At 68.0% G+C, this 24,663-nt stretch carries 25 protein-coding genes; 13 read left to right on the forward strand and 12 right to left on the reverse strand.

The genetic code is table 11. From position 1 onward, the window contains the following. The first annotated feature begins 201 nt into the window (after positions 1-201). The 13 genes from fliF (at position 202) to fliR (ending at position 12,292) form a co-directional block, all read left to right on the forward strand. Positions 202-2,004: a flagellar basal-body MS-ring/collar protein FliF gene (fliF, locus tag BLU17_RS18080; RefSeq protein WP_091999134.1), complete on the forward strand. Its 1,803-nt coding sequence runs from the start codon at positions 202-204 to the stop codon at positions 2,002-2,004. Next, the gene (gene fliG, locus BLU17_RS18085) at positions 1,994-2,989 is read left to right on the forward strand and encodes a flagellar motor switch protein FliG (RefSeq protein ID WP_091999136.1); all 996 of its coding nucleotides are present in this window, start codon (positions 1,994-1,996) and stop codon (positions 2,987-2,989) included. Before fliF ends, fliG begins: the two co-directional genes overlap by 11 nt. Continuing rightward, a complete protein-coding gene (fliH, locus tag BLU17_RS18090) occupies positions 2,982-3,659 on the forward strand; it encodes a flagellar assembly protein FliH (RefSeq protein WP_091999139.1) in 678 nt (225 codons plus the stop codon). The genes fliG and fliH overlap by 8 nt, the downstream gene beginning before the upstream one ends. Further along, entirely contained in the window at positions 3,653-5,335 is a 1,683-nt protein-coding gene (gene fliI, locus BLU17_RS18095) for a flagellar protein export ATPase FliI (RefSeq protein ID WP_091999142.1), read from the forward strand. The genes fliH and fliI overlap by 7 nt, the downstream gene beginning before the upstream one ends. Then, entirely contained in the window at positions 5,332-5,784 is a 453-nt protein-coding gene (gene fliJ / locus BLU17_RS18100) for a flagellar export protein FliJ (protein WP_091999146.1), read from the forward strand. Before fliI ends, fliJ begins: the two co-directional genes overlap by 4 nt. A 21-nt stretch (positions 5,785-5,805) precedes the next feature. Continuing rightward, on the forward strand, positions 5,806-7,332 hold the full coding sequence (locus tag BLU17_RS18105) for a flagellar hook-length control protein FliK (protein ID WP_091999149.1): 1,527 nt from the start codon (positions 5,806-5,808) through the stop codon (positions 7,330-7,332). A gap of 314 nt (positions 7,333-7,646) precedes the next feature. Continuing rightward, positions 7,647-8,156 carry a flagellar basal body-associated protein FliL gene (gene fliL, locus BLU17_RS18110; RefSeq protein WP_091999153.1) on the forward strand — a complete coding sequence of 170 codons (510 nt, stop codon included), beginning with the start codon at positions 7,647-7,649 and terminating at the stop codon, positions 8,154-8,156. Positions 8,157-8,232: 76 nt separating this feature from the next. Continuing rightward, a complete protein-coding gene (fliM, locus tag BLU17_RS18115) occupies positions 8,233-9,231 on the forward strand; it encodes a flagellar motor switch protein FliM (protein ID WP_091999313.1) in 999 nt (332 codons plus the stop codon). After that, positions 9,224-9,688 carry a flagellar motor switch protein FliN gene (gene fliN, locus BLU17_RS18120; RefSeq protein ID WP_091999156.1) on the forward strand — a complete coding sequence of 155 codons (465 nt, stop codon included), beginning with the start codon at positions 9,224-9,226 and terminating at the stop codon, positions 9,686-9,688. The genes fliM and fliN overlap by 8 nt, the downstream gene beginning before the upstream one ends. Next, the gene (fliO, locus tag BLU17_RS18125) at positions 9,685-10,338 is read left to right on the forward strand and encodes a flagellar biosynthetic protein FliO (RefSeq protein ID WP_176929128.1); all 654 of its coding nucleotides are present in this window, start codon (positions 9,685-9,687) and stop codon (positions 10,336-10,338) included. Before fliN ends, fliO begins: the two co-directional genes overlap by 4 nt. 102 nt (positions 10,339-10,440) lie before the next feature. Continuing rightward, positions 10,441-11,184 carry a flagellar type III secretion system pore protein FliP gene (fliP, locus tag BLU17_RS18130; RefSeq protein WP_245746914.1) on the forward strand — a complete coding sequence of 248 codons (744 nt, stop codon included), beginning with the start codon at positions 10,441-10,443 and terminating at the stop codon, positions 11,182-11,184. Between the two features lie 10 nt (positions 11,185-11,194). Then, positions 11,195-11,464 carry a flagellar biosynthesis protein FliQ gene (fliQ, locus tag BLU17_RS18135; protein WP_091999162.1) on the forward strand — a complete coding sequence of 90 codons (270 nt, stop codon included), beginning with the start codon at positions 11,195-11,197 and terminating at the stop codon, positions 11,462-11,464. A gap of 36 nt (positions 11,465-11,500) precedes the next feature. Then, positions 11,501-12,292, forward strand: coding sequence for a flagellar biosynthetic protein FliR (fliR, locus tag BLU17_RS18140; RefSeq protein WP_091999165.1), 792 nt, complete (start codon positions 11,501-11,503; stop codon positions 12,290-12,292). Between the two features lie 100 nt (positions 12,293-12,392). Here fliR and flgL read toward each other — a convergent pair whose 3' ends face one another. The 12 genes from flgL to BLU17_RS18200 form a co-directional block, all read right to left on the reverse strand. Continuing rightward, entirely contained in the window at positions 12,393-13,631 is a 1,239-nt protein-coding gene (flgL, locus tag BLU17_RS18145) for a flagellar hook-associated protein FlgL (protein WP_091999167.1), read from the reverse strand. 11 nt (positions 13,632-13,642) lie between these two features. Continuing rightward, on the reverse strand, positions 13,643-15,679 hold the full coding sequence (flgK, locus tag BLU17_RS18150) for a flagellar hook-associated protein FlgK (protein WP_091999170.1): 2,037 nt from the start codon (positions 15,677-15,679) through the stop codon (positions 13,643-13,645). A 162-nt stretch (positions 15,680-15,841) separates the two neighbouring features. Further along, positions 15,842-16,603, reverse strand: coding sequence for a flagellar brake protein (locus tag BLU17_RS18155; protein WP_091999172.1), 762 nt, complete (start codon positions 16,601-16,603; stop codon positions 15,842-15,844). A 230-nt stretch (positions 16,604-16,833) separates the two neighbouring features. Next, positions 16,834-17,823 (reverse strand): flagellar assembly peptidoglycan hydrolase FlgJ, encoded by a 990-nt coding sequence (gene flgJ / locus BLU17_RS18160; protein ID WP_091999174.1) that lies wholly within the window; start codon positions 17,821-17,823, stop codon positions 16,834-16,836. 10 nt (positions 17,824-17,833) lie between these two features. Then, positions 17,834-18,994, reverse strand: coding sequence for a flagellar basal body P-ring protein FlgI (locus BLU17_RS18165; protein ID WP_091999319.1), 1,161 nt, complete (start codon positions 18,992-18,994; stop codon positions 17,834-17,836). 32 nt (positions 18,995-19,026) lie between these two features. Then, positions 19,027-19,740: a flagellar basal body L-ring protein FlgH gene (locus tag BLU17_RS18170; RefSeq protein WP_091999176.1), complete on the reverse strand. Its 714-nt coding sequence runs from the start codon at positions 19,738-19,740 to the stop codon at positions 19,027-19,029. Positions 19,741-19,775: 35 nt separating this feature from the next. Then, positions 19,776-20,564: a flagellar basal-body rod protein FlgG gene (gene flgG, locus BLU17_RS18175; protein WP_091999178.1), complete on the reverse strand. Its 789-nt coding sequence runs from the start codon at positions 20,562-20,564 to the stop codon at positions 19,776-19,778. A gap of 73 nt (positions 20,565-20,637) precedes the next feature. Continuing rightward, positions 20,638-21,396: a flagellar basal-body rod protein FlgF gene (flgF, locus tag BLU17_RS18180; protein ID WP_091999180.1), complete on the reverse strand. Its 759-nt coding sequence runs from the start codon at positions 21,394-21,396 to the stop codon at positions 20,638-20,640. A gap of 27 nt (positions 21,397-21,423) precedes the next feature. Further along, entirely contained in the window at positions 21,424-22,677 is a 1,254-nt protein-coding gene (gene flgE / locus BLU17_RS18185; RefSeq protein WP_091999182.1) for a flagellar hook protein FlgE, read from the reverse strand. Positions 22,678-22,703: 26 nt separating this feature from the next. Continuing rightward, positions 22,704-23,348, reverse strand: coding sequence for a flagellar hook assembly protein FlgD (locus tag BLU17_RS18190; RefSeq protein ID WP_091999323.1), 645 nt, complete (start codon positions 23,346-23,348; stop codon positions 22,704-22,706). Between the two features lie 190 nt (positions 23,349-23,538). Further along, positions 23,539-23,964, reverse strand: coding sequence for a flagellar basal body rod protein FlgC (flgC, locus tag BLU17_RS18195; protein ID WP_091999186.1), 426 nt, complete (start codon positions 23,962-23,964; stop codon positions 23,539-23,541). Positions 23,965-24,038: 74 nt separating this feature from the next. Then, positions 24,039-24,557, reverse strand: coding sequence for a flagellar basal body protein (locus tag BLU17_RS18200; RefSeq protein WP_091999189.1), 519 nt, complete (start codon positions 24,555-24,557; stop codon positions 24,039-24,041). Positions 24,558-24,663 lie beyond the last annotated feature (106 nt).

Consider the following 24,663-nt stretch of genomic DNA (forward strand, 5'->3'; position numbering starts at 1 on the left):
GGGCCGGCCGGCACGGCGTGCTGACAGAACGCCGAGTCTGGGGGAGAGCATAGCAGCGGGTCTGTTCGGGCAGCCCCGAAACTAGGGGGAAAACCCGGCTCTATTCGCGCAATCGGCTTGCCAATGGCTGAGGATAATCCCTCACGTGAAAGTCTCCGCCGTGCGCGGCGAGACCTGGAAGCCCCCGGAGATACCCGTCGCATGGATTCGTCTGCCAACTCTTTGATCAACCCCGACGCCCGCATGGGCCTCGCCAGCTCTGGCGCGGGCGCCGCGCCCGGCGCCGGCGCAGGCGTTGGCCAGGGCGCCGCGGAAGACCTTGGCGGCGGCTTTGCGCAACGCCTCGGCTCGCTTTCGTCGCTGCGCAACGTGCGCGGCAACCCGCGCGCGCCCCTCATTTTCGCCGTGGCGGTACTCGTGGCCGTGGTCGCGGGCCTCGTGCTGTGGTCGCGCGCGCCCGACTACAAGGTTCTCTACAGCAATCTGTCGGACCGCGACGGCGGCGCCATCATCGCCGCGCTCCAGGCCGCAAACGTTCCCTACAAGCTCTCCGACGCCGGCGGCGCCATTCTCGTGCCCTCCGAGCAGGTCAACGAAATGCGCCTGCGCCTTGCCTCGCAGGGGTTGCCGAAGAACGGTTCGGTCGGCTTCGAGCTGATGGACAACCAGAAGTTCGGCATCAGCCAGTTCGCCGAGCAGATCAACTACCAGCGCGCGCTCGAAGGCGAGCTCGAGCAAACGATCCAGTCGATCGCGAGCGTGAAGTCGGCCCGCGTGCATCTCGCGATTCCGAAGCCGTCCGTGTTCGTGCGCGAGCGCGAGGCGCCCTCCGCCTCGGTGCTCGTGAACCTGTATCCGGGCCGCGTTCTCGACGACGGCCAGGTCGCCGCCGTCACGCACATGGTGGCGTCCGCCGTGCCGGACCTGCCGGTGCGCAACGTGACGGTGGTCGACCAGGACGGCAACCTGCTCACGCAAAGCGCCTCGGGCGTGGGCCTCGACGCGTCGCAGCTCAAGTACGTGCACCAGGTCGAGCACGACACCCAGGCGCGCATCGACGCGATCCTCGCGCCCCTGTTCGGCGCGGGCAACGCGCGCTCCCAGGTGAGCGCCGACCTCGACTTCTCGAAGCTCGAGCAGACCTCGGAGGCCTACGGCCCGAACGGCAATCCGCAGGCGGCCGCCGTCCGCAGCCAGCAGCAGAATATTTCCACGGAGATGCAGCAAGCCGGCCCCGGCGGCGTGCCCGGCGCGCTCACCAACCAGCCGCCGCAGCCGGCCTCGGCGCCCGTCAGCGCGCCGGCGGGCGCGAGCGGCGCCTCGGCCCCGGTGCCGGTCTCCGATCATCGCGACACCACCACGAACTACGAGCTCGACAAGACCGTGCGCCACTACAGCCAGGCGCCCGGCGACGTCAAGCGCCTCTCGGTGGCCGTGATCGTGAACTATCAGCCGAAGCTGGACGCCAAGGGCCACGCCACCATGCAGCCGCTCGACGCGCAGAAGCTCGCGCAGGTCGAGCAGCTCGTAAAGGACGCCATGGGCTACGACGCGAAGCGCGGCGACTCGGTGAACGTGGTGAACGCCGCGTTCCAGACCGAAGTCGATCCGAACGCGAACCTGCCGTGGTGGCGCCAGCCGGACATCCTCGCCCTTGCCAGACAGATCGCGACGTGGCTCGGCATTGGCGCGGTCGCCCTGTTCCTCTATTTCGTGATGGTGAAGCCGGCGCTGCGCCGCGCGTTCCCGCCGCCCGAGCCCGCCGCGCCCGCGCTGCCCGGCACGGCCGACGGCGAGCCGCTGCTGCTCGACGGCATCCCCGACGCCGTGCGCGCAGCCGCCGGCGAAGGCGAAGACAACGCGGACAACGAAGCTGCCCTGCTCGCCTTCGAAAACGAGAAGAACAAGTTCGAACGCAACCTGGAATACGCGCGAACCATCGCGCGCCAGGATCCGAAGATCGTCGCAACCGTCGTGAAGAGCTGGGTGAACGATGAACGCTGAAGGCGCTACCAAGAGCGCGCTGCTGCTCATGTCGATTGGCGAGGAAGAGGCCTCAGAGGTCTTCAAGTTCCTCGGTCCGCGCGAAGTGCAGAAAATCGGTGCCGCGATGGCGGCGCTCAGGAACGTCAGGCGCGAAGAGATCGAAGCGGTGCTGCAGGACTTCGTGAAGGAAGCCGAGCAGCACACGGCCTTCTCGCTCGACTCGAACGACTACATCCGCAACGTGCTCAACAAGGCGCTGGGCGAGGACAAGGCCGGCGCGATCATCGACCGCATTCTGCAAGGCGGCGACACGAGCGGCATCGAAGGCCTCAAGTGGATGGATTCGGGGTCGGTGGCCGAGCTCATCAAGAACGAGCACCCGCAGATCATCGCGACGATTCTCGTGCACCTCGACCGCGACCAGGCTTCCGAAATCGCCTCGTGCTTCGCCGAGCGGCTGCGCAACGACGTGCTGCTGCGCATCGCGACGCTCGACGGCATCCAGCCGCAGGCGCTGCGCGAGCTCGACGACGTGCTCACGAACCTGCTCTCGGGCAGCGACAACCTGAAGCGCAGCCCGATGGGCGGCATCCGCACGGCGGCCGAAATCCTCAACTTCATGACGAGCCAGCATGAGGAAGGCGTGCTCGAGAACGTGCGCCAGTACGACGCCGAGCTCGCGCAGAAGATCATCGACCAGATGTTCGTGTTCGAGAACCTGCTCGACCTCGAAGACCGCGCGATCCAGCTCCTGCTCAAGGAAGTCGAGTCGGAGTCGCTCATCATTTCGCTCAAGGGCGCGCCGCCCGCGCTGCGCACCAAGTTTCTCTCGAACATGTCGCAGCGCGCGGCCGAACTGCTCGCCGAGGATCTCGACGCGCGCGGTCCGGTGCGCGTGTCCGAGGTGGAGGCGCAGCAGCGCCGCATCCTGCAGATCGTGCGCAATCTTGCCGAAAGCGGTCAGATCGTGATCGGCGGCAAGGCGGAAGACGCTTATGTCTGACCCGAACGCCCCGAACCGCCATCGCTCGGCGTATCAACGCTGGGAGATGGCGTCGTTCGACCCGCCTCCTCCCCCGCCGCCGCCGCCCACGCCCGACGAGACGGCCGCCTTCGAGGCGGAGCTTCAGCGCCTGCGCGACGCGGCTCACCAGGAAGGCCTCAAGGCGGGGCATGTGGCGGGCCAGGCGCTCGGTTTTCAGGCGGGCCACGAACAAGGCCTGCGTAAGGGCTTCGAGCAAGGGCAGGCCGTGGCGCACGCCCAGGCCGCGCAGCTCGCGGCGCTCGCCAGCCGTTTCAGCGACGCGCTCGAAACGGTGCACGCCGGCGTGGCGCAAACGCTCGTCGAGCTCGCGCTCGACATCGCGCAGCAGGTGGTGCGCCAGCACGTCCAGCACGACCCGACGGCGCTCGTCGCGGTCGCGCGCGAAGTGCTCGCGGCCGAGCCGCAGCTCGCCGGCTCGCCGCAGCTCGTGGTAAGCCCGGCCGACCTGCCGATCGTCGAGGCCTACCTGATGGAAGACCTTCAGGCGCGCGGCTGGACCGTGCGCACCGACCCGGCCATCGAGCGCGGCGGCTGCCGCGCGCAGGCCGCGACGGGCGAAATCGATGCGAGCGTGCGCACGCGCTGGGAGCGCGTGACGGCGGCGCTCGACAAGGCCCGGCCATGGTGAATCCGCCGATCCACGCGAACCATCAGACGATCCACACGGGCGGCCTCACGCCGCTCGAGCAGGAACTGGCGCTCGCCTCGTTCGGCCCGCTCGCGCACGATGCAGCGCAAACCGGCGCGGTGCTCGTGGACGACACCGCGAGCGATCGCGAGGCGGGCGCCATCGACGCCATCGACGCCGCGCTCGCGGCAGAAGCAGCGGAAGCAGCAGAGGCGGCAGGCGAGCCGGAGCACGGTGCAGCGGTCGAGGCCGAACCCCAACCCGCGCCCGACACGCCGCCGCCGAACTACGACCCGGCCAACCCCCACCTCGTCTCCTGGAACGCGCACCTGCACGGCGTGCGCGAACGCAACGCGCTCGCGCTGCCGCTGCGCGGCTGCGGGCGTCTCACGCGCGCGGCGGGCCTCGTGCTCGAGGCGGTGGGCCTGCGCCTCGCCGTGGGCGCGGAGGTGATGATCGAGTTGCCGCAGGGCAGTTCGTTGCCGATGGCCGAAGCCGAAGTGGTCGGCTTCGCCGGCGACAAGCTCTTCCTGATGCCGACCACCGAAGTCGCGGGCCTCTTGCCCGGCGCGCGCGTCTGGCCGCGGGAAACCGCGCCGATCGCCGACCCGATGGCGGGCGCCAAACGCCTGCCCGTGGGCTGGGGCATGCTCGGCCGCGTGGTGGACGCCTCGGGCCGGCCGCTCGACGGCCTCGGGCCCCTCAATACCGAAGCCGACGCGCCGCTCACGGCGCCCGTCATCAACCCGTTGCACCGCGAGCCGATCCACAAGGTGCTCGATGTCGGCGTGCGCGCGATCAACGCGCTGCTCACGGTCGGGCGCGGCCAGCGCATGGGGCTCTTCGCGGGCTCGGGCGTGGGTAAATCCGTGTTGCTCGGCACGATGGCGCGCGCCACCAGCGCCGAGGTCATCGTGATCGGCCTGATCGGCGAGCGGGGCCGCGAAGTGAAGGAGTTCATCGAACAGATCCTGGGCGTTGACGGCCTCGCGCGCTCGGTCGTCGTGGCCGCGCCCGCCGACGTCTCGCCGCTCCTGCGCATGCAGGCCGCCGCGTACACCACGTCCCTCGCCGAATATTTCCGCGATCAGGGCAAGCACGTGCTGCTGCTCATGGACTCGCTCACGCGCTACGCCATGGCGCAGCGCGAGATCGCGCTCGCCATCGGCGAGCCGCCCGCGACCAAGGGCTATCCGCCTTCGGTGTTCGCGAAGCTGCCCGCGCTCGTCGAGCGCACCGGCAACGGCCCCGAGGGCGGCGGCTCGATCACGGCGTTCTACACCGTGCTCACCGAAGGCGACGACCAGCAGGACCCGATCGCCGACTCGGCGCGCGCGATTCTCGACGGCCACATCGTGCTCTCGCGCACGCTCGCCGAGGCGGGGCACTATCCGGCCATCGACATCGAGGCGTCGATCAGCCGCGCGATGACCGCGCTGATCGACGAGCAGCATCTGAACCAGACGCGCGCGTTCAAGCAGATGCTTTCGCGCTACCAGCGCAATCGCGACCTCATCAACGTGGGGGCGTACGTCGGCGGGCGCGACGCCGTGCTCGACCGGGCGATTGCGCTGTATCCGCGCATCGAGGCCTTTCTTCAGCAGGGATTTCGCGAAACCGCGAACTATGATCAGAGCGTCGAGATGCTCGGCCAGTTGATCGGAGCCAGGACATGACGAAACAGACCGCGCTGCAAACCTTGATCGGCCTCGCGCAAGACGACGTCGACGCCGCCACGCAGAAGCTAGGCCGCGTGCAGCGCGAGCGCGGCGAAGTCGAAAAGCAGCTGCAGGCGCTCATCACCTACCGCGACGAGTATCACGCGCGTTTCACCGAATCGGCGCGCAGCGGCATGGCTGCGGGCAATGTGCGCAACTTCCAGGCGTTCATCGACACGCTCGACGCCGCGATCGACCAGCAGCGGCGCATTCTCGAGCAGGCGACCGCGCGCGTGGAAGCGGCGAAGCCCGAGTGGCAGCGCAGCAAGCAGAAGCTCGGCTCGTACGAAGTCCTGCAGGCGCGCCACGACGAGGTGCAGGCCCGCAAGGACGCCCGCCGCGAACAGCGCGACGCCGACGAACACGCCGCGCGCGTGCTGCGCATGCGCACGTCGCAACACCCGTAAAACGACTTCGAGGCCGCCAGCATGTCGCTCCTCTCCACAGTCTCCTCGCTGCTCGGCGCCGCCGCCGACGCGGTGACGGGCAACGTCGCATCCAGCACCGCCAGCCAGGCCGACTCGTCGAGCCAGGATTTCGCGCAGACGCTGCAACAGCGCATCGCGCAGAACGCCCAGACCGCGGCGAGCACCGCGAGCGCGCAGTCCAGCCAGCGCGCCTCGTCTCAGCCGGCGCCGGGCGCGCAGTCGAACGCTGCTGCGCAGTCGAGCGCGAACGCGTCGGGCAGCAGCGGCGCCACGCAAACGGCACGCACGAGCTCGGGCCAGGGCTCGCAGCACACCTCGGGCGCCGATCATCGCGCCGACGCCGCGCGCGCCCAGCAAAAGCAGGCCGCCGACGCGGGCGCGCAGGCCGCCGCGGCCCAGGCGCAGCAAGCCCAGCAGGCGCAACAGTCCCAGCAGGCGCAGCAGACCAATGCGGGCACGGACGGCAGCAGCGGCCAGGCGAGCACCGACAGCACGCTCGCGGGCGTCGCCTCGGCGGCCGCGGCCGCAGCCGCCACGGCGGCCACGGCGGCCACGGGCACGGCGAGCGACGGTTCGGGCACGGGAAGCACCACGAACGGCGATCCGAAGTCGGTGCACGACGCACTGCAGGCCGCGCTCGCGACGCTGCGCGGCGGCGCGGGCGCGCTTTCCGCGCACGCAGTCAGCACAGCCGGCGCGGCGGCAAGCGGCGCGGCCGGCACGAATGCCGGCTCGGGCATCGCGAGCAGCTTCGCCTCGCACCTGAGCGTACACGCCCAGGACAAGGCGCTCGGCACGGCCGCCGGCAGCGGCGCGGACGCCGACGCGGCGAAGAGCGCCACGGCGAGCGCCGCCGATGCGGCGAAAACGGCCACCGACGCGCTCGCGGCCGCCGCACAGCAGCAAGCGGGCGCGGGCTCGCAGGCCGACGCGACGGCCAGCACCGCCACGACCGATGCGCTCGCCGCGACCCAGGCCGCCGCGGTCGCCGCCGCGACGGCGGCGCAGGCGCAGGCCGCGCAGGCGGCAAGCGCGACGGCGAATCCGGCCGCAGCCGCGGCGGCCGCGTCGCTCTCGCCGCAAGTGGGCACGGGCGACTGGGAAGACGCGCTCAGCCAGAAGGTGGTGTTCCTCTCGAGCGCGCACCAGCAGTCGGCGGAACTCACGCTCAACCCGAAGGACCTCGGGCCGCTGCAGGTCGTCCTGCAGGTCACGGAAAGCCACGCGCACGCGCTCTTCGTTTCGCAGCATCCGCAGGTACGCGAGGCCGTCGAGGCGGCCCTGCCGAAGCTGCGCGAAGCGATGGAGCAGAACGGCATCGGCCTTGGCAGCGCGAGCGTGAGCGACGGCTTCTCGCGGCAGATGAACCAGCAGGCGCAGCAGGACGGCAGCGGCTCGGGCCGCTCCGGCTCGTCGGGCTCGGGCTCGGGCTCCGGCGGCACGGTGAGCGCCGCGGCCGCCGACGACACGGTCGCCGCCGCGAGCGGCACGCAGCGCACCGTCGGGCTGATCGACACGTTCGCCTGAGCGCGCTCGCGCGCGCCGCCGTGCGCCCGGCGTTTCGCCCGACCTTTCGTCCCGCGAATGCGCGCGGCGGCCTCTCGCCCACCCAGCCTGCCCCGCGCATCCGGGCCGTGCCGGGCGCGCGCCCCAGGCTGCGCGCGCCTCGCGGGGTGTTCGCGGCGTTCGCGGCGGCGCGCAACAAAACCACGAGATAGCCGGAATTCCCCCGTCTATTCCTCCCATCGCCGAAAGGCAAAAGCCGGAACAATGCAAGCTGCCGGGACTGACCATCTGGTCGATCCTCCGGACCCTCGCAAGCATCCAGGCTCACTTTCGACATGGCGACCACCCCCGCATCCCAGCAAGCCGCGCCCCAGGGCGCGAAACCCGGACCGATGAAGCGCATTCTGGTAATCGCGCTCATTGCGATCCTCGCCGCCGCTGCGGCGGGCGGCGCGACGTGGTTCTTCATGTCGCGCCATGCCGCAAGCGCCCCCGCCGCGCCCGCCGCCGCAGCGGCGCCGCCCGCTGTGCCCGTGTACTACGCGCTTGAGCCGATGACCGTCAACCTGCAGTCCGACGACGGCGAGCAGCACTACCTGCGCATCGGCCTCACGCTCAAGCTCGACAGCCAGGCCACCCAGGACGCGCTCGTCGCACGCATGCCCGAGATCCGCAGCCGCGTGCTGCTCGCGCTCTCGAACAAGCACCCGTCCGATCTCGCGCCGCTCGACGGCAAGCGTGCGCTCGCCACCGAGCTCGCCGTGCTGATCTCGCAGCCCGCGAACGCGAGCGAAAAGTCGGTGCGCGTCGACGACGTGCTGTTCACCGAATTCGTCGTCCAGTGAGCGTGGCCGACATGAGCACCACGATGACCGCGCGCGCGCGCCGCTCGGCTAGCCAGGAGGGCCAGTCATCATGACGATGGGTCACGACGAGTTCATGTCCCAGGAGGAGGTCGATGCCCTCCTCAAGGGCGTCACCGGCGAAGTCGACTCGGACCCGAGCCAGTCCGAGAACAAGGGTGTCCGCCCCTACAACATCGCGACGCAGGAACGCATCGTCCGCGGCCGCATGCCGGGCCTCGAAATCATCAACGAGCGGTTTGCGCGCCTGTTGCGCGTCGGCGTCTTCAATTTCATGCGCCGCACCGCCGAAATCTCGGTGGGTCCGGTGCGCGTGCAGAAGTACAGCGAGTTCACCCGCAACCTGCCGATCCCGACGAACCTGAACCTCGTGCACGTCAAGCCGCTGCGCGGCACGTCGCTGTTCGTGTTCGACCCGAACCTCGTGTTCTTCGTCGTGGACAACCTGTTCGGCGGCGACGGGCGTTTTCACACGCGCGTGGAAGGCCGCGACTTCACGCAGACCGAGCAGCGCATCATCGCCAAGCTGCTCAATCTCGTGTTCGAGCACTACACGAGCGCCTGGAAGAGCGTGCGGCCGCTGCAGTTCGAGTTCGTGCGCTCCGAAATGCATACGCAGTTCGCAAACGTTGCCACGCCTAACGAGATCGTGATCGTCACGCAGTTCTCGATCGAATTCGGCCCGACGGGCGGCACGCTGCACATCTGCATGCCGTACTCGATGATCGAGCCGATCCGCGACGTGCTGTCCTCGCCGCTGCAGGGCGAGGTGCTCGACGTCGACCGCCGCTGGGTGCGCGTGCTCTCGCAGCAGGTGCAGGCCGCCGAAGTCGAGCTCACGGCCGACCTCGCGCACGTTCCGGTCACGTTCGAGCAGATCCTGAACATGAAGAAGGGCGACGTGCTGCCCATGAACATCGCGGAGCACATCGTCGCCAAGGTGGACGGCGTGCCGGTGATGGAATGCGGCTACGGAATTTTCAATGGTCAATACGCGTTGCGGGTCCAGAAGATGATCAGCGCAGCCGACACGATGAAGGAAGGTGGATATGAGTGACGTAAACGGCACGAGCGCAGACGAGCCGGTGCTCGACCCGGGCTTCGATGCCGCGGCGCAGACCGCTGGCGCCGACGCGATGGACGACTGGGCAAGCGCACTCGCCGAACAGAACGGCAATGAGCTGAGCGCCGCGGCGCCCTCGACGGCCGGCGTGTTCCAGCCGCTCTCGAAGGTCGATTCGACGAAAACGGCCAACGACATCGACATGATTCTGGACATTCCCGTCCAGATGACCGTGGAGCTCGGCCGCACCAAGATCGCCATCCGCAACCTGCTGCAGCTCGCGCAGGGCTCGGTGGTGGAGCTCGACGGCATGGCCGGCGAGCCGATGGACGTGCTCGTGAACGGCTGCCTCATCGCCCAGGGCGAAGTGGTGGTCGTGAACGACAAGTTCGGCATTCGACTCACCGACATCATCACGCCGTCCGAGCGGATCCGGAAGCTGAACCGATGAACCCCGAGGCTGTTGCCGGCGCCGCGCGCACGCGGGCTGCCCGGCGGGTTGCTCCGTGCGTGCGCGAGTCGCGCGGCGCGCGGACACCGCGATTCTCATGGCGCCTCGCGGCGCGCCACGCGCTCGCCGGCGCCGCTGTTTTCGCCGTCATGGGCGCGCGCGCCGCCGATCTGCAGGCGGTCAACCAGGCGACGCGCGCGGCATCCGCGGCGTCGGGCGTCGCGCTCGGCAGCGCCGTGCCCGCGCTCGGTTTCGGCGCCGTCGTGCAGACGGTGCTCGGCCTCGCGCTCGTGATCGGCGTGGTGTTCGGCTGCGCCTGGCTCGCGCGGCGTCTCGGCCTGCAAGGCGGTGCGAAGAGCGCGCTCGTGAAGACCGTGGGCGGCGCTTCGCTCGGCGGCAAGGAACGCGTGGCCGTGGTCGAGATCGGCGACACCTGGCTCGTGCTCGGCGCGGCGCCCGGCAACGTGCGGCTCCTGCACACCATGCCCGCGGGCGAACTCCCGGCGGGCGCCGCGGCGGCGCCGGCAAACAGTCCCGCAGGCCCCGCCCTCCCAGGCACCTTCGCACAGCGCTTTCGTGACGCGCTGAAAAGCGAGGCGGACAAACGCTTCAAGACGCGTTTCACACGTCACAACGGCGGAGCGCAGTAAATGCACGGTAGTTCCCTTCAAGCGGCGCCCGCAGGCGGCGACGCCCGCGCGCGCGCGGATTCCCTCGCAAAGATCGCCAGAGCCGCGCTCCCGTTCGCGCTGATGCTCGGCGCGGGCGCCCTCGCCCTCGCGCTGCCGCATCTGGCGCATGCGCAAAGCGCGGGCGGCCCGCAGGGCCTGCCTGCCTTCAACACGAGCCCGGGCCCGAACGGCGGCACGACCTACTCGCTGAGCGTGCAGACGATGCTGCTGCTCACGATGCTGTCGTTCCTGCCGGCGATGGTGCTGATGATGACGAGCTTCACGCGCATCATCATCGTGCTTTCGCTGCTGCGCCAGGCGATCGGCACGACGACCACGCCGCCCAACCAGGTGCTCGTGGGCCTGGCGCTCTTTCTCACGCTGTTCGTGATGTCGCCGGTGCTCGACAAGGCCTACAACGACGGCTACAAGCCGTTTGCGGCCGGCGCGATCTCGATGGACGACGCCGTGACGCGCGGCGTGGCGCCCTTCAAGACCTTCATGCTGCGCCAGACGCGCGAGTCGGACCTCGCGCTCTTCGCGCGCATCTCGCACGCCGCGCCCATGCAGGGGCCCGAAGACGTACCGCTCACGCTGCTCGTGCCCTCGTTCGTCACGAGCGAGCTGAAGACCGGCTTCCAGATCGGCTTCACGATCTTCATTCCGTTTCTCATCATCGACATGGTGGTGGCGAGCGTGCTGATGTCGATGGGTATGATGATGGTCTCGCCCGCGACCATTTCGCTGCCGTTCAAGCTCATGCTGTTCGTGCTCGTGGACGGCTGGCAGCTGCTGATCGGCTCGCTCGCGCAGAGCTTCACCTGAGGACACCGACATGACGCCCGAAATGGTCATGACGCTCGCCCACGAGGCGATGTACGTCGCGCTCCTGATGGCCGCGCCGCTGCTGCTCGTCTCGCTCGTCGTGGGTCTCGTGGTGAGCCTTTTCCAGGCCGCCACGCAGATCAACGAATCCACGCTCTCGTTCATCCCGAAGCTGATCGCCATTGCGGTGACGCTCGTGATCGCCGGGCCGTGGATGCTCACGACGATGCTCGACTACATGCACCGCATGTTCACGAGCATTCCGCAGCTCGCGGGCTAGGCGCGCCGCCTCGCCGCAAGCGCCTTCAGGCACGCGATGTTTACGCTCACCTACGCGCAGCTCAATGCCTGGCTCACGGCGTTCCTCTGGCCGTTCACGCGCATTCTCGCGCTCGTCGCGGTCGCGCCCGTGGTGGGCAACCGTTCGGTGCCCACGCGCGTGAAGATCGGCCTCGCCGGCTTCATCACGCTGATCGTCGCGCCCACCATCGGCGCCATGCCGCAGGTGACGGTGTTCTCTGCCGAAGGCGTGTGGATTCTCGTCAACCAGTTCCTGATCGGCGTCGCGCTCGGCTTCACGATGCAACTCGTGTTCGCGGTCGTGACCGCGGCGAGCGACATGATGAGCCTCGGCATGGGCCTCGGCTTCGCGAGCTTCTTCGACCCGCAGACCAACGCCACCACGCCCGCGCTCTCCACGTGGCTCAACATGATGGCGATGCTCGCGTTCCTCGCGTTCGACGGCCATCTGCAGATGATCGCCGCGCTCGTCGCCACGTTCCAGTCGGTGCCGGTCACGGCGAGCGTGCTCGGCGCGGCGGGCTGGCGTCTGCTCGCCGGCTACGGCGCGACGATCCTCTCCTCGGGCCTGCTGCTCTCGCTGCCCGTGGTCGTCGCCCTCCTCATCACCAATCTCTCGCTCGGCATTCTGAACCGCGCGGCCCCGCAGATCGGCATTTTCCAGGTCGGCTTCGCGCTCACGATGCTCGTGGGGCTTCTGCTCATCCAGCTCATGATGCCGGACCTGATTCCCTACTTCGCGCGGCTCTTCGACAGCGGCATCGAGGAGATGGGGCGCGTGGCGCAGGCGCTGCGGCCGCCGGGGTGACGCCGCCGGGGGAAGAACCCGTACCGCGGCGCAGGCAAGGCAATGAAAAAAAGCGGACCGAGGTCCGCTTTTTTTTCCTGGACCGCCGAACCGCGTGCGATCAGGGATTGATGTACTGGAACAGCGAGAGGTTCTGCGTCGCGGCAAAGCTCTTCTGCGAGGCCGTGAGCGCATTCGAAAGCTGCTCGTACTGGCTGATCGCCGCCACCGTGTCGGTGCTCGTGAGGTCGTCGAGGTTCGAGGTGATCTGCAGCGAGTTCGTCGACGTGATCGTTTGCAGCGCCTTCACTTCCTGCTCGCGGCCGCCCACCGAGGCCTGCACCGTAATCACGTTCGAGAGCGAATTGCCGATCTGCGTGAGCCCCGTATTCAACGCGTTGTTGAGATTCGCGACCGCGGCGGGGGAACCGCTCGTGGGCGTGTTCAGCGCGCTGATGATGCTGTCGATGGTGGCGAACACGTCGGTGTTCTGCGAGGCCGTGGCGGGCGTGACCGTGAACGAGTCCTGGCCCGCGGTGGGGGTGCCCGTGATCGTCACGTTCATGCCCGAGCCGAGCGGGATGGCGTCGCCTGCCGTGAAGTCGACGGGCGTCGAGGGCGAGCCCGAGCCGTCGGTCACGGTATAGCCGAGATTGCCGGTCGCCGGATTGGTGACGAAGTTGATCGTGTAGCTGTCGTTGTTGGTCGTCTGGGTCGGGTCCGTCACGGTCACCGCGCTGATTACGCCCGTGCCCGTGTTCGAGGCGCTGCCCGAGGGCACGATGTCCGAGCCCACGGCCTGCACGCTCTGGAACACCGCGGCGCCCGTGTCGCCCACCGGGATCGTGCGCGTGCCGGCCACCTGCATCACGCGCTGGCCCGCATCGCCGTTGTAGGTCACGCCGCCGCCCGACTTGTTCGAGAACACCTGCGAGGTGCTCTGAAAGCCCGAAAAAATATAGTTGCCCGCGCCGTCCGTGGTGTTGGCGAGCGTGAGAAGCTGGTCGCGGTCGCCTTGCATCTGCTGGGCGATGGCCTGGCGGGCGCTGTCGGTGAGCGAGCCGTTCTGGGCTTCGATGATGAGCGAATTGATGCTCTGCATCGTGGTCGTCACGCTCGTGAGCGTCGTGTCCTCGAGCTGCAGCGCGGTGAGCGCCGTGGTCTGGTTCGACGCGTACTGCGAGAGCGTCGCGCTGGTGGCGGAAAGCGTCACGGCCTGCGCGGCGCCTAGCGGGTTGTCGGCCGGGTTCGAGATCGCCACGCCGGTCGAGATCTGCTGCTGGACTTGCAGGATCTGGGCCTGCTGGTTCTCCATCGTCGCCACGCTGGAGGAATAAATCTGGGAAGTCGCGATACGCATGTGTCAGCGCCTCACTGGAAAATGCCGAGCAGGGTCTGGAACAGCGACGCGGCCGTCTGGATCACCTTGCTGTTGGCCTGATAGAGCTGCTGGTACTGCAGCAGGTTAGCCGCTTCTTCGTCGAGGTTCACGCCCTGCACGGACTGCTGCTGCGAGGTGAGCTGCGTCACGAGCGATTGCTGCGAGGTGTTCGAAGCCTTGAGCTGGCTCGCCGTGTTGCCGATCGAATTGACGTAGTTCGCATAGGCCGAAGTGAGCGTGACCGAGCCCGTGTACGCCGTGCTCGACGTGAGGTTCGCGAGCGCGAGCGCGTTGCGCCCGTCCTGCGTGCCGCTCGTGTTCGCCGCAACGGCGAAGCTATCGCCGTTCGAAGGCGTGCCCGTCACCGTGAAGCTCAGGCTGGTCGCGACGCCGTTCGCGCCGGTGGAGTCGGTGAGATTCGTGATCGTGTACGTCGCGCCCGTGGTCGGGTCGTAGTCGAGACCGGTCACCGGGGGCGTCGCGGTGCTGTCGATCGTCACGCTCGTGCTCGACGTCGATCCCGGCGTCGTGATCGTCACGGTCGTGCCGTCGGGCAGGCCGGTCAAGGTGCCCGTCGTCGAATCGTAGGTCAGCGTGACGGGCAGGTTGGCGTTCGAACTGACCGAATAGCCCGTGCCGACCGTGCCCTGCGTCACCGTGGCCGTGCCGGCGTTCGTCGTGGACGCCGAAACGACCACCGGCGTGGCCGCCGCGATGGCGGCGGGGTCGCTGGTGGCGACCGCGAAGCTCGCGAGCGCGCCGGCCGTGGGCTGGATCGTGAACGAGTCGCCCGCGCTCACCGTGCCCGAAGGCGTGATCGAGAAGCCGCCGATCGTGATCGGCGCGGTGCCGTTCGGCTGGCTGTCGACCACCTTGTTCGTCGTCGTGTCGGTGAGGTTCCAGTTGCTGCCGTCGTAGCTGAGCGAGTAGTTGTCGGTGAGCGGCTGCGTGTCGTTCGCGAGCGTCGCGCTCACCGTGGTCGTCGGGTCGGGGTTGCCGGAACTGGCCGCGACGGCCGGATTGCCGACCGTGAACAGCGCGCCACCGGGGCCGCCCGAGAGCGTGAGGCCGAGCGCGTTCTGGCTGTTCACCTGCGCGGCGAAGCTCGTCACGATCGCGCCCAGTTGCGATTCGGCGGGATCGAGCGTGTTCTGCACGAACGAGACGAGACCGCCCACGGTGCCGCCTTGCAGCGCCGCCTGGGACAGCACCTGCGGCGCGCCGAGCGACGCGGCGCTCGCGCCGTTCAGGCCTACCCACGTGACCGCCAGCTCGGACGCGTTCGAGCTCGACGGCTGGGTGCCGAGGTTGTAGCTCTGGTTGCTCACCACGAGCGGCTGGCCGTTGCCGAGGAAGACGCTGTAGCCGCTGCTGCCCTGCACGACCTGCACGCCGACGAGCTGCGAGAGATTCGCGACCGCCTGGTCGCGCTGGTCGAGCAACTGGTTGGGCTGCTGGCCGCTCGCGCTCGCCGACTGGATCTGCGCGTTGAGGTTCGCGATCTGCTGCGTGTAGCTGTTGATCTGCGTGACGGCGCTCGTGAGCTGCGTGTTCACGCTCTGGCGCATCGAGTCGTACTGCTGGCCCGCGGCGTTGATCTGGCTGGCGAGCGTTTGCGCGTCGGACAGCACGGTCTGGCGCGCGGCGGTGTCCGAAGGCGAATTCGAGACGTTCTGCAGGCTCGAGAAGAAGTTCGTGATGGCGGTGGCGATGCCCGAGGTCGGGCTCCCCACGAGGTTCGAGAGCTGCGTGGCGAGGTTGTACGAGGCCGTGTACGCGCTGCTCGTGGACTGCGCGTTGTTGAGCGCCGTCGTGAGGTACTGGCTGTAGGCGCGCTGCACGGTCGCCGTGGTCACGCCGCCGCCGATGTAGCCACTGCTCGTGTACTGGCCCGCCGACTCCTGGGACACCGGTGTTTCGACGGTATAGCCCGCGGTCGTCGAGTTGCTGATGTTCTCGCCGGTGGTCGAGATGCCAATCTGGGCCGCCTGCAGGCCGCTCAGACCGATCGAGAAGATGTTGGACATGCGTGATCCTCGAAAACGGCCTGCCCCTGGCAAACCGCGTGGGTGAACTCACGGTATAACGGCAGCGCGCCACGAAAATTGAGCACGCGGCGAGGCGAAAACGTTGGCGCAAACGCGCCCGCGCTCATGCCCCGAGCAGGTGCGGCGACCCGGGGTTGCGCCTCAGGCGCGCGAGAGCGCGCGGCGCTTCATTTCGAGCTGCGTGATGTAGCGCTGCAGCGTGTTTTCCGCGGCGCCGGGCAGCGTCTCGAAGCGAAAGCCCAGGTGATAGCGGCGGTCGCCGTTGGGCAGGTCGATGAAGCGCAGCACGACGAGCGCGAGATCCACGCGCAGCTTGCCGTGCGCGCGCAGGTCGAGTTCGACGTCCGCAAGGCGCAGGCCCATGTCTAGCGCCGCGACGCGCTCGTCGGTCGTGCGCAGCCCGAGACCGCCGAGCGAGAGGTCGTGCACCTCGTAGGCGAAGCGGTCGCCGCCGGCCGGCAGGTCGCCGCGGCAAATGCAAGGCTCGAGCACGGGCGTATCGACGCGGAAATACTCGCGCCGCTGCACGTAAAACAGCACTTCGGGGAAATTGGCTTCGAATGCGGGATGCCCTTCGAACTCGGTGCGCCGCGGCGTGGTGGTGACGAACTCCACGCGCACGCCGTCGGGCGACGCGTGGAACTGGCACTCGGACGCGGCGAGCACGCCCGCGTTCTGTTCGGGCAGCGCGCCCCAGTCGAACACGAAGGTGCGCTCGCGCCCGTTGACGGCGAGAATGCGCGTGACGAGTTGTCCCCCGCGATACTGCAGGGTCAGGAAGTCGCCGCGATTGACGAGGTTGCGTAGCTGGACGCCGATCTCAAGCGGATTGCGGCGCCCAAAATCGTGGACGCCATCCGCGCCCTCGCCTGCTTCCTGTGGATTCGACTGAACGGTATTCATCGGCCTGCCGGAAATTCGTGAACGTGCTGGCGCGCCGCGGACCTTTCCGCGCACGCCGTTCGGGCGTGCCTGCCGCCCGGATTGCTTTTCCATCTCGCCTGCATTAGCGGCAGGCCGTTCAAAAAATTTAGGGATTAGGCGTAAAAAAAAAGTGCCCTTTTCCTACATGAAAGACGTCCGCGAGGCATCTTCCGGCAACTGCGCCGAGGCAACGTTTGCAACGGCGCTTCTTACGCCATCCGCTGCATGATCGTCAGCAGTTTTTTTGCGTAGTGCGGGTCGGTAGCGTAGCCCGCGCGCTGCATGCCGTGCGCAAAGCCCTCGGCGCTCTTCGAGCCGTTGATTACCGACGCATAGCGCGGATTGTTCTTGAGCAGCGTGGCGTAGTCGGTCATCGCGTCCTCGTACGAGTCGTAGGCGCGGAACTTCTCCACCACGCGATGCGGCTGGCCGTCCACGTACTCGGTCGTGACCGTCGAGACCGTTTTGCCGGTCCAGTCCTTCGACGCCTTGATGCCGAATACGTTATGGCTCGTCGAGCCGTCCGCGTTCTTGATCTCGCGCTTGCCCCAGCCCGACTCGAGCGCGGCCTGGCCGAGAATGAAGCGGGCCGGAATGCCCGTGCTCGAGCTCGCCTGCTGCGCGGCGTTGGCGAGCTTGTCGACGAAGGCGTCCACGGAGGCGTCGCCGTTGCCCTTGACGGGCGGCGTGAGCGCGCTGTTGCCGCTGTAGCCCGCGCCGCTGCCGAGCGCGCCGTTGGCCGCCGCGTTGCCGTAGGCGCGGCCGAGCGCGTTGAGCATCGCGAGATTGCCTTCGTTGGCGTCCGAGCCCGAAAGGCCGGCGATCGCGCCCGCCACGCCGTTTCCGCCGCCCGCGCCGTCGGCGCCCGCCGCGCCGCCCATGCTGCGCATGAGCTGCTTGATCATCGCGTTCGCCACGCCGATGCCCTTGTTCGACATCTGCTGCGAGAGCTGCTGGTCGAGCATCGAGGTGAACTGCTTGCTGTCGTTGGAATCGAGCGGGCTGTCGTCGGGCGTCGCGTCGCGCATGCTCTTGAGCATCATCTGCGTGAACACCGCGTCGAACTGCCTGGCGGCCATCTTCACGCCCTGCTGGGGCGAGGCGTTCGCGGCGGCGCGCATCGAGTCGAAACCCTGCACGTCGAGCGCGAAGCGATTGGTCAGGTCGAGGCTGCCGCCGATGTTCTTCGTGTTATCCAAGTTCCACCCCTTAGATGATCTCGAGGTCGGCGCGCAGTGCGCCCGCCGCCTTCATCGCCTGCAGGATCGACATGAGGTCCGCCGGCGTCGCGCCGAGCGCGTTGAGCGCCTTCACGACCTCGGCGAGATTGGCGCCCGCCGTCACGAGCTTGAGCGATCCGTTGTCCTGCTTCAACTGGATCTGCGACTGGCGTGCCGCCACCGTTTGCCCGTTCGAGAACGCGCCGGGCTGGCTCACGGCCGTCTGCGTGTTCACGACGACCGAGAGATTGCCGTGCGCGACCGCGCAGCTCTCCAGCGTCACCATCTGGTTCATCACGATCGAGCCGGTGCGCGCGTTGAGGATCACCTTCGCGGCCGGCTGGGCCGGGTTCACGTTGAGATCCTGGATCTGCGCGATGAAGCCCACCTGCGCCGACGGATCGGCCGGGCCGCGCACCTGGATCGTGCGGCCGTCGAGCGGTACGGCCGTGCCCGCGCCGAACATGTTGTTGACCGCCGCGACGATGCGCTGCGTCGTGTCGTAGTCCATGTCGTTGACGGTCATCGTGAGGAGGCCGCCTTGCTGCGAAACCGGCGAGACCACCGCGCGCTCGACGATCGCGCCGCCCGCGATGCGGCCTGCGGCGAGCTGGTTCACCTGCACCCTGCTGCCGTTGGCGGAGGCGCCCGCGCCGCCCACGGCCACGTTGCCCTGGGCGAGCGCGTAGACCTGGCCGTCGGCGCCCTTGAGCGGCGTGAGCAGCAACGTGCCGCCACGAATGCTCTTCGCGTTGGCGAGCGAGGAAACCGTCACGTCGATCTGCTCGCCGGGCCGCGCGAACGGCGGCAGCACGGCCGTCACCATCACCGCGGCGACGTTCTTCAACTGCATGTTGTTGAGCGTCGACGAGGAGCCCGAGGCCGTCGACGTGTTGTTGATCGAGATGCCGAGGTTCGCGAGCATGTTCGCGAGCGTCTGCGTCGTGAACGGCGCCTGGGTGGTCTGGTCGCCGGTGCCGTCGAGGCCCACCACGAGGCCATAGCCGATGAGCGGGTTGTCGCGCACGCCCTGGAACGCCGCGAGATCCTTCACGCGCTCGGCGCGCGCCGGCGTCGCGTAGGCGGCGAGCGCACCGCAGGCGAGGACGAACCCGAAGGCCACGCCGAGCGTGGCGAGCACGTCCTTCATGCGCGAACGGCGCGTGCGATGGAAGCGGATCTTCACCATGGCGCGATGTTCAGGAAGAAGCGTTGCAGCCAGCCCATCGTCTCGGCTTCGTCGATCACGCCCTTGGCGGAGTATTCGATCTTCGCGTCGGCGACGTCGGTCGAGAGCACGGAGTTGTCTCCGGCGACGGTATTCGGATTGACGACGCCGGAAAAGCGCACGTATTCATTGCCCTGGTTGATGAGCATCTGCTTCTCGCCGGACACGACGAGATTGCCGTTGGGCAGCACGTTCGTCACCGTCACGGTGATGACGCCCGTGAACGTGTTCGAAGCGTTCGCGCCGCCCGTGGCGTCGAACTGGTTCGCGCCCTGCGAATTCAGGTTCGCGCGGTTGAACAAGCCCGGCAGGAAGTTCGCGGTCCCCGAGAAGCTGGTGGCGCTGCCGCGCTTGGTGTTCGCGCCCGAGGACTTGGTCGCGTTGATGTTTTCCGAGATGACGATCGTGAGAATGTCGCCGATGTTGCGCGGACGCTGGTCCTCGAAAAGCGGCCGCCCCGCGTAGCCGGGGTTGAAGATCGCGCCCGGCGAGCTGTTGACGGGCGGCGCGGGCGGCACCGCCGTCATGGGCTGCTGCGTGATCGGCTCCTTCTTCGGGATGTAGGCGCAGCCCGCCAGCAACGCGAGCGCCACGCCCGCCACGAGCGCGCGGCCGTCGGCCGTGCGCGCTGCGCGGATGCGAGGAAGGTTTCGAACGGACTGCGACATGCGGATCACCAACTCGTTTAACTAAGGACCGGTCCTCAGACCTGCATCTGGCTGAGGGTTTGCAGCATCTGGTCGGAAGTGGTGACCGCCTTGCTGTTGATTTCGTATGCGCGCTGCGTCTCGATCATGTTCACGAGCTCCTGCACCACGTTCACGTTCGACGCTTCCACATAGCCCTGGTTGAGCGTGCCCGAGCCGTTCTGGCCCGGCGTGGAAATCGTGGGCACACCCGACGAAGCCGTTTCCGAAAGCAGGTTCTGCCCGTTCGACTGGAGACCGGCCGGGTTGATGAACATCGCGAGCTGCAGCGAACCGATGGTCGTGTTGCTGCTCGAACCCGGCGTCGTGACCGTGACCACGCCGTCGCTGCCGACGGTGAGCGAAGTGGCATTGGCGGGCACCGTGATCGCCGGGATCACCTGGTAGCCGCTAGCGGTCACGAGCTGGCCCTGCGAGTTGGTCTGGAACGAGCCGTCGCGCGTGTAGGCCGTCGTGCCGTCGGGCATCTGCACCTGGAAGAAGCCCGCGCCGTTGATCGCCACGTCCTTCGAGTTGCCGGTCTGCTGCAGGTTGCCTTGCGTGTAGAGGCGCTCGGTCGCGATCTGCTGCACGCCGGTGCCCACCTGGCTGCCCGAGGGCAGCTCGGTTTCCTGGGTCGAATTCGCACCCGGCTGGCGCAGCGTCTGGTACATGAGGTCCTCGAACACGGCGCGCGAGCCCTTGAAGCCATTGGTGCTCACGTTCGCGAGATTGTTCGAGATCACGTCCATTTGCGCCTGCTGGGCGTTCATGCCGGTGGCGGCGATGTAGAGCGATCGGTTCACGGTGTCTTTCTCCCGGCCCGGCTCGCGCGGCGCATCATGCGGCGCGCGGCGGCCTTCATTTGCCTGAGTTTGCTTAGCTGAAGTTGAGCAGCTGGTTCGCGCTCTGCTCGTTCTGGTCCGCGTTCTGCAAGAGCTTGGTCTGCATCTGGAACTGGCGCGCGTTGGTAATCATCGAGACCATCGCCGCTACGGGGTTCACGTTGCTGCCTTCGAGCGACTCGGTCGCGATCTGCACGGTCTGGTCCGCGTCGGCGGGATTGCCGTCCGCCGTGCGAAAGAGGCCGTCGTCGCCGCGCGTGAGCGAGCCCGCGGGCGGATTGACGAACTTGATCTGGTCGATCATGGCGATCGCGTTGGGGGGGCTGCCCGGCGCAATGGCCGAAACCGTGCCGTCCTTGCCGATCGTGACCGCCGAGCCCGGCGGCACCCCGATCGGGCCGCCGCCGCCGATCACCTGCTGGTTCGCGGCGGTGACGAGCTGGCCGTTTTCGTCGACGTGCAGGTTGCCCGCGCGCGTGTACGCTTCGTTGCCGTCGGCCGTCTGCACGGCAATGAAGCCCGCGCCCTGGATCGCGATGTCGAGCGGGTTGCCGGTGCGCGAGATCGCGCCGGGCGTCATGTCCGACCCAGGCGTCGCCGACAGCACATAGGTGCGCGTGGTCTGGTCGTCGACCGTCGAGCCGTCGCCGAACGACATCGGCACGGCGCGAAAGTTGGCGAGCTGCGCGCGAAAGCCCGTGGTCGAAACGTTCGCGAGATTGTTCGCGACGACGGCCTGCTGTTCGAGCGCCTGGCTCGCGCCCGTCATCGCGGTATAGATCAGTCGGTCCATGATGTGCCCGGTACGTGGTCAGGCGCGTTACATCTGCAGCAGCGTCTGGTCGACGGTCTGCTGCGTCTTGATGGTCTGCGCGTTCGCCTGGTAGTTGCGCTGGGCCGTGATGAGGTCCACGAGCTGGTTGGTCAGGTCGACGTTCGAGGCTTCGAGCGCGCCGCCCGTGAGCGTGCCGTGGTTCGTGCTGCCCGGCGTCGAGACCTGCGCGACGCCCGATGCCGCCGTTTCCTGGAACTGGTTGCCGCCAAGGTTCAGCAGGCCGTTCGGGTTGTTGAAGTCGGCGAGCACGATCTGGCCGAGCGACATGGTCTGGCCGTTCGAGTAGTTGCCGGTGAGGGTGCCGTCCGCGCCGATCGAGAAGTTCGAAAGCGTGCCGCTCGCGTAGCCGTCCTGGGCGAGGTTGTTCACGCCGTTGGCGCTGCCGTATTGCGTCGTGCCCGAGAAGTCGAGCGTGATGGCCATGGCGTTCGAGCCGTCGGCGAGCGTCGAACCGGGCGTGCCCACGTCGACCGTCATCTTGCCGTTGTTTGCGGTTTGCGTGCCGGTCACGTCGGTCGAGGCCGTGAGGTTGCCGCTCGCATCGAACGTCATCGTGCCGACCGACGAAACGTTCCCCGGCGTGCCCGCGTAGACGTCCCACTGGCCGGCGTTGGTCGCGTCCTTCACGAAGTACATGTTGATCGTCTGCGTGCCGCCGAGCGAATCGTACGTCGTGACCGAGGTCGAGTAGTTATAGCTCGTCGAATCGGACGCGTTGAACGTCGTGGTCGTCGGCGTCGCGGCCTGCGCGTTCAGGTTCAGCTGCGCCGTGATGTTCTGCGTGGTCTGCGGCGCGATGTTGGTCGTCGGCACCCTCAGCGGCACGGTTTGCGCCGTGTTGATCACGCCCGTCGAGTCGGAGGCGTAGCCCATCAGGTCATTGCCCTGCGCGTCGGTGATATAGCCGTTCTTGTCGAGCTGGAACACGCCGTTGCGCGAGTACGTGACCGCGCCGTTGTTCGACATCTGGAAGAAGCCGTTGCCGTTGATGGCGACGTTCAGCGCCTGGCCCGTCGTGCTGATCGTGCCCTGCGAGAAGTCCTGCTGCACGGTCGAGAGCGCGGCGCCGAGGCCGATCTGGTTGCCCACAGACGTCGCGATGGTGTTGGCGTAGACGTCGGCGAACTGCGCCGTGCTTTCCTTGAAGCCAGTGGTGTTCGCGTTCGCGATGTTGTTGCCGATCACGTCGAGGTCGTTCGACGCCGCGGCGAGGCCGCTCAATCCTTGCTGGTAGCCCATGTTCGTCTACTCCGCGTTTATCGTGTTCAGAGAATGGCCGCGACGCCCGAAAGCGCGACCGTCTTGCCGTTGGCGAGCGAGAGGCTCGCGGTGCCGTCCGCCTGCTGGACCACGCCCTGCACCTGGCTCGCGACGAGCGCCGTCGCCGTGGCGGACTGGCCGTTGGTCGTCGCCGTGGCGCTGATCGTGTAGGTCCCGTCGGCGACCGTGTTGCCCGAGCTGTCCTTGCCGTTCCAGGTGACCGGCACGGTGCCCGCCGACTGCGCGCCGAGGTCGAGCGTGTTGACGACCTGGCCTGCCGAGTTGGTGATCGTGAGCTTCACGTCCGAAACCGCCGAAGGCAGCGACACGCCGAGCTGCGGCGCGGAGCCGCCCGACACCGCGGCGCTGCTGCCCGCCGCGAGCACGGTCGAGCCGATCAGCAGCGCGGCCTGCGCGTTCTGCCCCGCCGAAAGTTGCGTGGAGAGCGACGAGAGCGACGTGTTGAGCTGCTGGATGCCCGAAACCGTGTTGATCTCGGCGAGCTGCGAGGTCATCTGCGAGCTGTCCATCGGATTGGTCGGATCCTGGTTCTGCAACTGCGCGACGAGCAGTTGCAGGAAGGTGGTCTGCAGGTCGTTCGCGCTCGTGCCGCTCGTCGACGAGGACGAACCCGAGCTCGTGCCGTTCATGGTGTCGAGCAGTTGCTGCGACACGGTGGCGGTGCTGCCACCGATGGTTGTGCTGCTGGAACTCAACGCGTTCTCCTCGATTGCGCTTCGTGCTTGGCGTGTGGTGGTGACGGGCGGCGTGCGCCCGCCGGTCTCTATATTGACTGCGGGTTCGGTGCCGGAGCGTTGCCGTGCTTCGCTTCGGGCACGTTCAGGTGCCGATCGTCAGCGTCTTGAGCATCAACTGCTTGGCCGTATTCAGCGTCTCGACGTTGGCCTGGTACGAGCGCGACGCCGAGATCATGTTCACCATCTCCTGCACGGGATCGACGTTGGGCATCGTCACGTAGCCGTCCGCGTTGGCGGCGGGATTGTCGGGATCGTAGGTCTGCTTCATGGGCGTGGGGTCGTCCACCACCCCGGTCACCTTCACGCCGCCCACCTGCTGGCCCGAGGCCGTGCGCGCGCCGCCGAGCGGATTGACCGCGAACACGACCTGCTTGGCCTTGTACGGCTGGCCGTCTGGGCCGGTCGTGCTGTCGGCGTTGGCCAGATTGGACGCCGTCACGTTCAGGCGCTGCGATTCCGCCGTCATGGCGGAACCGGCAACGCTGAAGATGTTCATCAGGGATGGCATGGTTTCGTTGACCTCACATCAGGTGCGCGTCGCGCGCGTTGGTCGCTGGTTCGTCTTTGGCTTGCAGGCGGCTATCAGCCGCTCGAGCCCGAGGTGATCGCGGACAGCATCGTCTTGATCTGCTGCGAGACCACCGTCATGCCCGACTCGAAGTGCAGCGCGTTGTCGGCGAACTGCACGCGCTCGGTGTCGAGATCGACCGTGTTGCCGTCCAGCGCGGGCTGCACCGGCACGCGGTACATGAGCTGGCTCTTGTAGGCGTCGGTCGGGCCGCCGGTCGGGATCAGCTTCGCGTCGCCCGCCATGTGCCCCGCTTCCGTCGCCGCCATCTGCATGCCGCCCGTCACGCCCGCCGGCTGCGCCATCGCGAGCGGCTGGGCGTTCCCGCCCGCTGGCGCCGCCATGCCGGCGGTCCCCGCGGCGCCCGACTGCCGGAGCGCGCCCGCGAGCGAAGCCGCGAAGTCCACGTCACGCGCCTGATAGCCGGGCGTGTCGGCGTTCGCGATGTTCGACGAGATCAACGCCTGCCGCGTGGCGCGCACGTCGAGCGCTTCGCGCCCAAAGGCGAATTCGGCATCGAGTTTGTCCAGCATCGGGCGTTCTCCGTGACACGAAAGAGGGTTCGGCGTGAGCGCGGCGGACCCGTCATGGGCGGGAAAACCGGCGCAAACGTTAGGCGCGCGGCCCGCAAGCCTTTGC

This window comes from Paraburkholderia lycopersici (assembly GCF_900096975.1).
Classification (GTDB): Bacteria; Pseudomonadota; Gammaproteobacteria; order Burkholderiales; family Burkholderiaceae; genus Paraburkholderia; species Paraburkholderia lycopersici.

Coding starts and splice junctions, on each gene's coding strand:
- flgK (WP_091999170.1), bottom strand. CDS start 15,679: ATGTCCAACATCTTCTCGATCGGTCTGAGCGGCCTGCAGGCGGCCCAG.
- BLU17_RS18155 (WP_091999172.1), bottom strand. CDS start 16,603: ATGAATACCGTTCAGTCGAATCCACAGGAAGCAGGCGAGGGCGCGGAT.
- fliO (WP_176929128.1), top strand. CDS start 9,685: ATGAACCCCGAGGCTGTTGCCGGCGCCGCGCGCACGCGGGCTGCCCGG.
- BLU17_RS18165 (WP_091999319.1), bottom strand. CDS start 18,994: ATGAAGGACGTGCTCGCCACGCTCGGCGTGGCCTTCGGGTTCGTCCTC.
- flgL (WP_091999167.1), bottom strand. CDS start 13,631: ATGCGTATCGCGACTTCCCAGATTTATTCCTCCAGCGTGGCGACGATG.
- BLU17_RS18200 (WP_091999189.1), bottom strand. CDS start 24,557: ATGCTGGACAAACTCGATGCCGAATTCGCCTTTGGGCGCGAAGCGCTC.
- BLU17_RS18170 (WP_091999176.1), bottom strand. CDS start 19,740: ATGTCGCAGTCCGTTCGAAACCTTCCTCGCATCCGCGCAGCGCGCACG.
- BLU17_RS18190 (WP_091999323.1), bottom strand. CDS start 23,348: ATGAACGGCACGAGCTCGGGTTCGTCCTCGTCGACGAGCGGCACGAGC.
- fliG (WP_091999136.1), top strand. CDS start 1,994: ATGAACGCTGAAGGCGCTACCAAGAGCGCGCTGCTGCTCATGTCGATT.
- fliP (WP_245746914.1), top strand. CDS start 10,441: ATGCTCGGCGCGGGCGCCCTCGCCCTCGCGCTGCCGCATCTGGCGCAT.
- fliL (WP_091999153.1), top strand. CDS start 7,647: ATGGCGACCACCCCCGCATCCCAGCAAGCCGCGCCCCAGGGCGCGAAA.
- fliH (WP_091999139.1), top strand. CDS start 2,982: ATGTCTGACCCGAACGCCCCGAACCGCCATCGCTCGGCGTATCAACGC.
- flgF (WP_091999180.1), bottom strand. CDS start 21,396: ATGGACCGACTGATCTATACCGCGATGACGGGCGCGAGCCAGGCGCTC.
- fliI (WP_091999142.1), top strand. CDS start 3,653: ATGGTGAATCCGCCGATCCACGCGAACCATCAGACGATCCACACGGGC.
- BLU17_RS18105 (WP_091999149.1), top strand. CDS start 5,806: ATGTCGCTCCTCTCCACAGTCTCCTCGCTGCTCGGCGCCGCCGCCGAC.
- flgE (WP_091999182.1), bottom strand. CDS start 22,677: ATGGGCTACCAGCAAGGATTGAGCGGCCTCGCCGCGGCGTCGAACGAC.
- fliQ (WP_091999162.1), top strand. CDS start 11,195: ATGACGCCCGAAATGGTCATGACGCTCGCCCACGAGGCGATGTACGTC.
- flgC (WP_091999186.1), bottom strand. CDS start 23,964: ATGCCATCCCTGATGAACATCTTCAGCGTTGCCGGTTCCGCCATGACG.
- fliR (WP_091999165.1), top strand. CDS start 11,501: ATGTTTACGCTCACCTACGCGCAGCTCAATGCCTGGCTCACGGCGTTC.
- fliN (WP_091999156.1), top strand. CDS start 9,224: ATGAGTGACGTAAACGGCACGAGCGCAGACGAGCCGGTGCTCGACCCG.
- fliJ (WP_091999146.1), top strand. CDS start 5,332: ATGACGAAACAGACCGCGCTGCAAACCTTGATCGGCCTCGCGCAAGAC.
- fliF (WP_091999134.1), top strand. CDS start 202: ATGGATTCGTCTGCCAACTCTTTGATCAACCCCGACGCCCGCATGGGC.
- fliM (WP_091999313.1), top strand. CDS start 8,233: ATGGGTCACGACGAGTTCATGTCCCAGGAGGAGGTCGATGCCCTCCTC.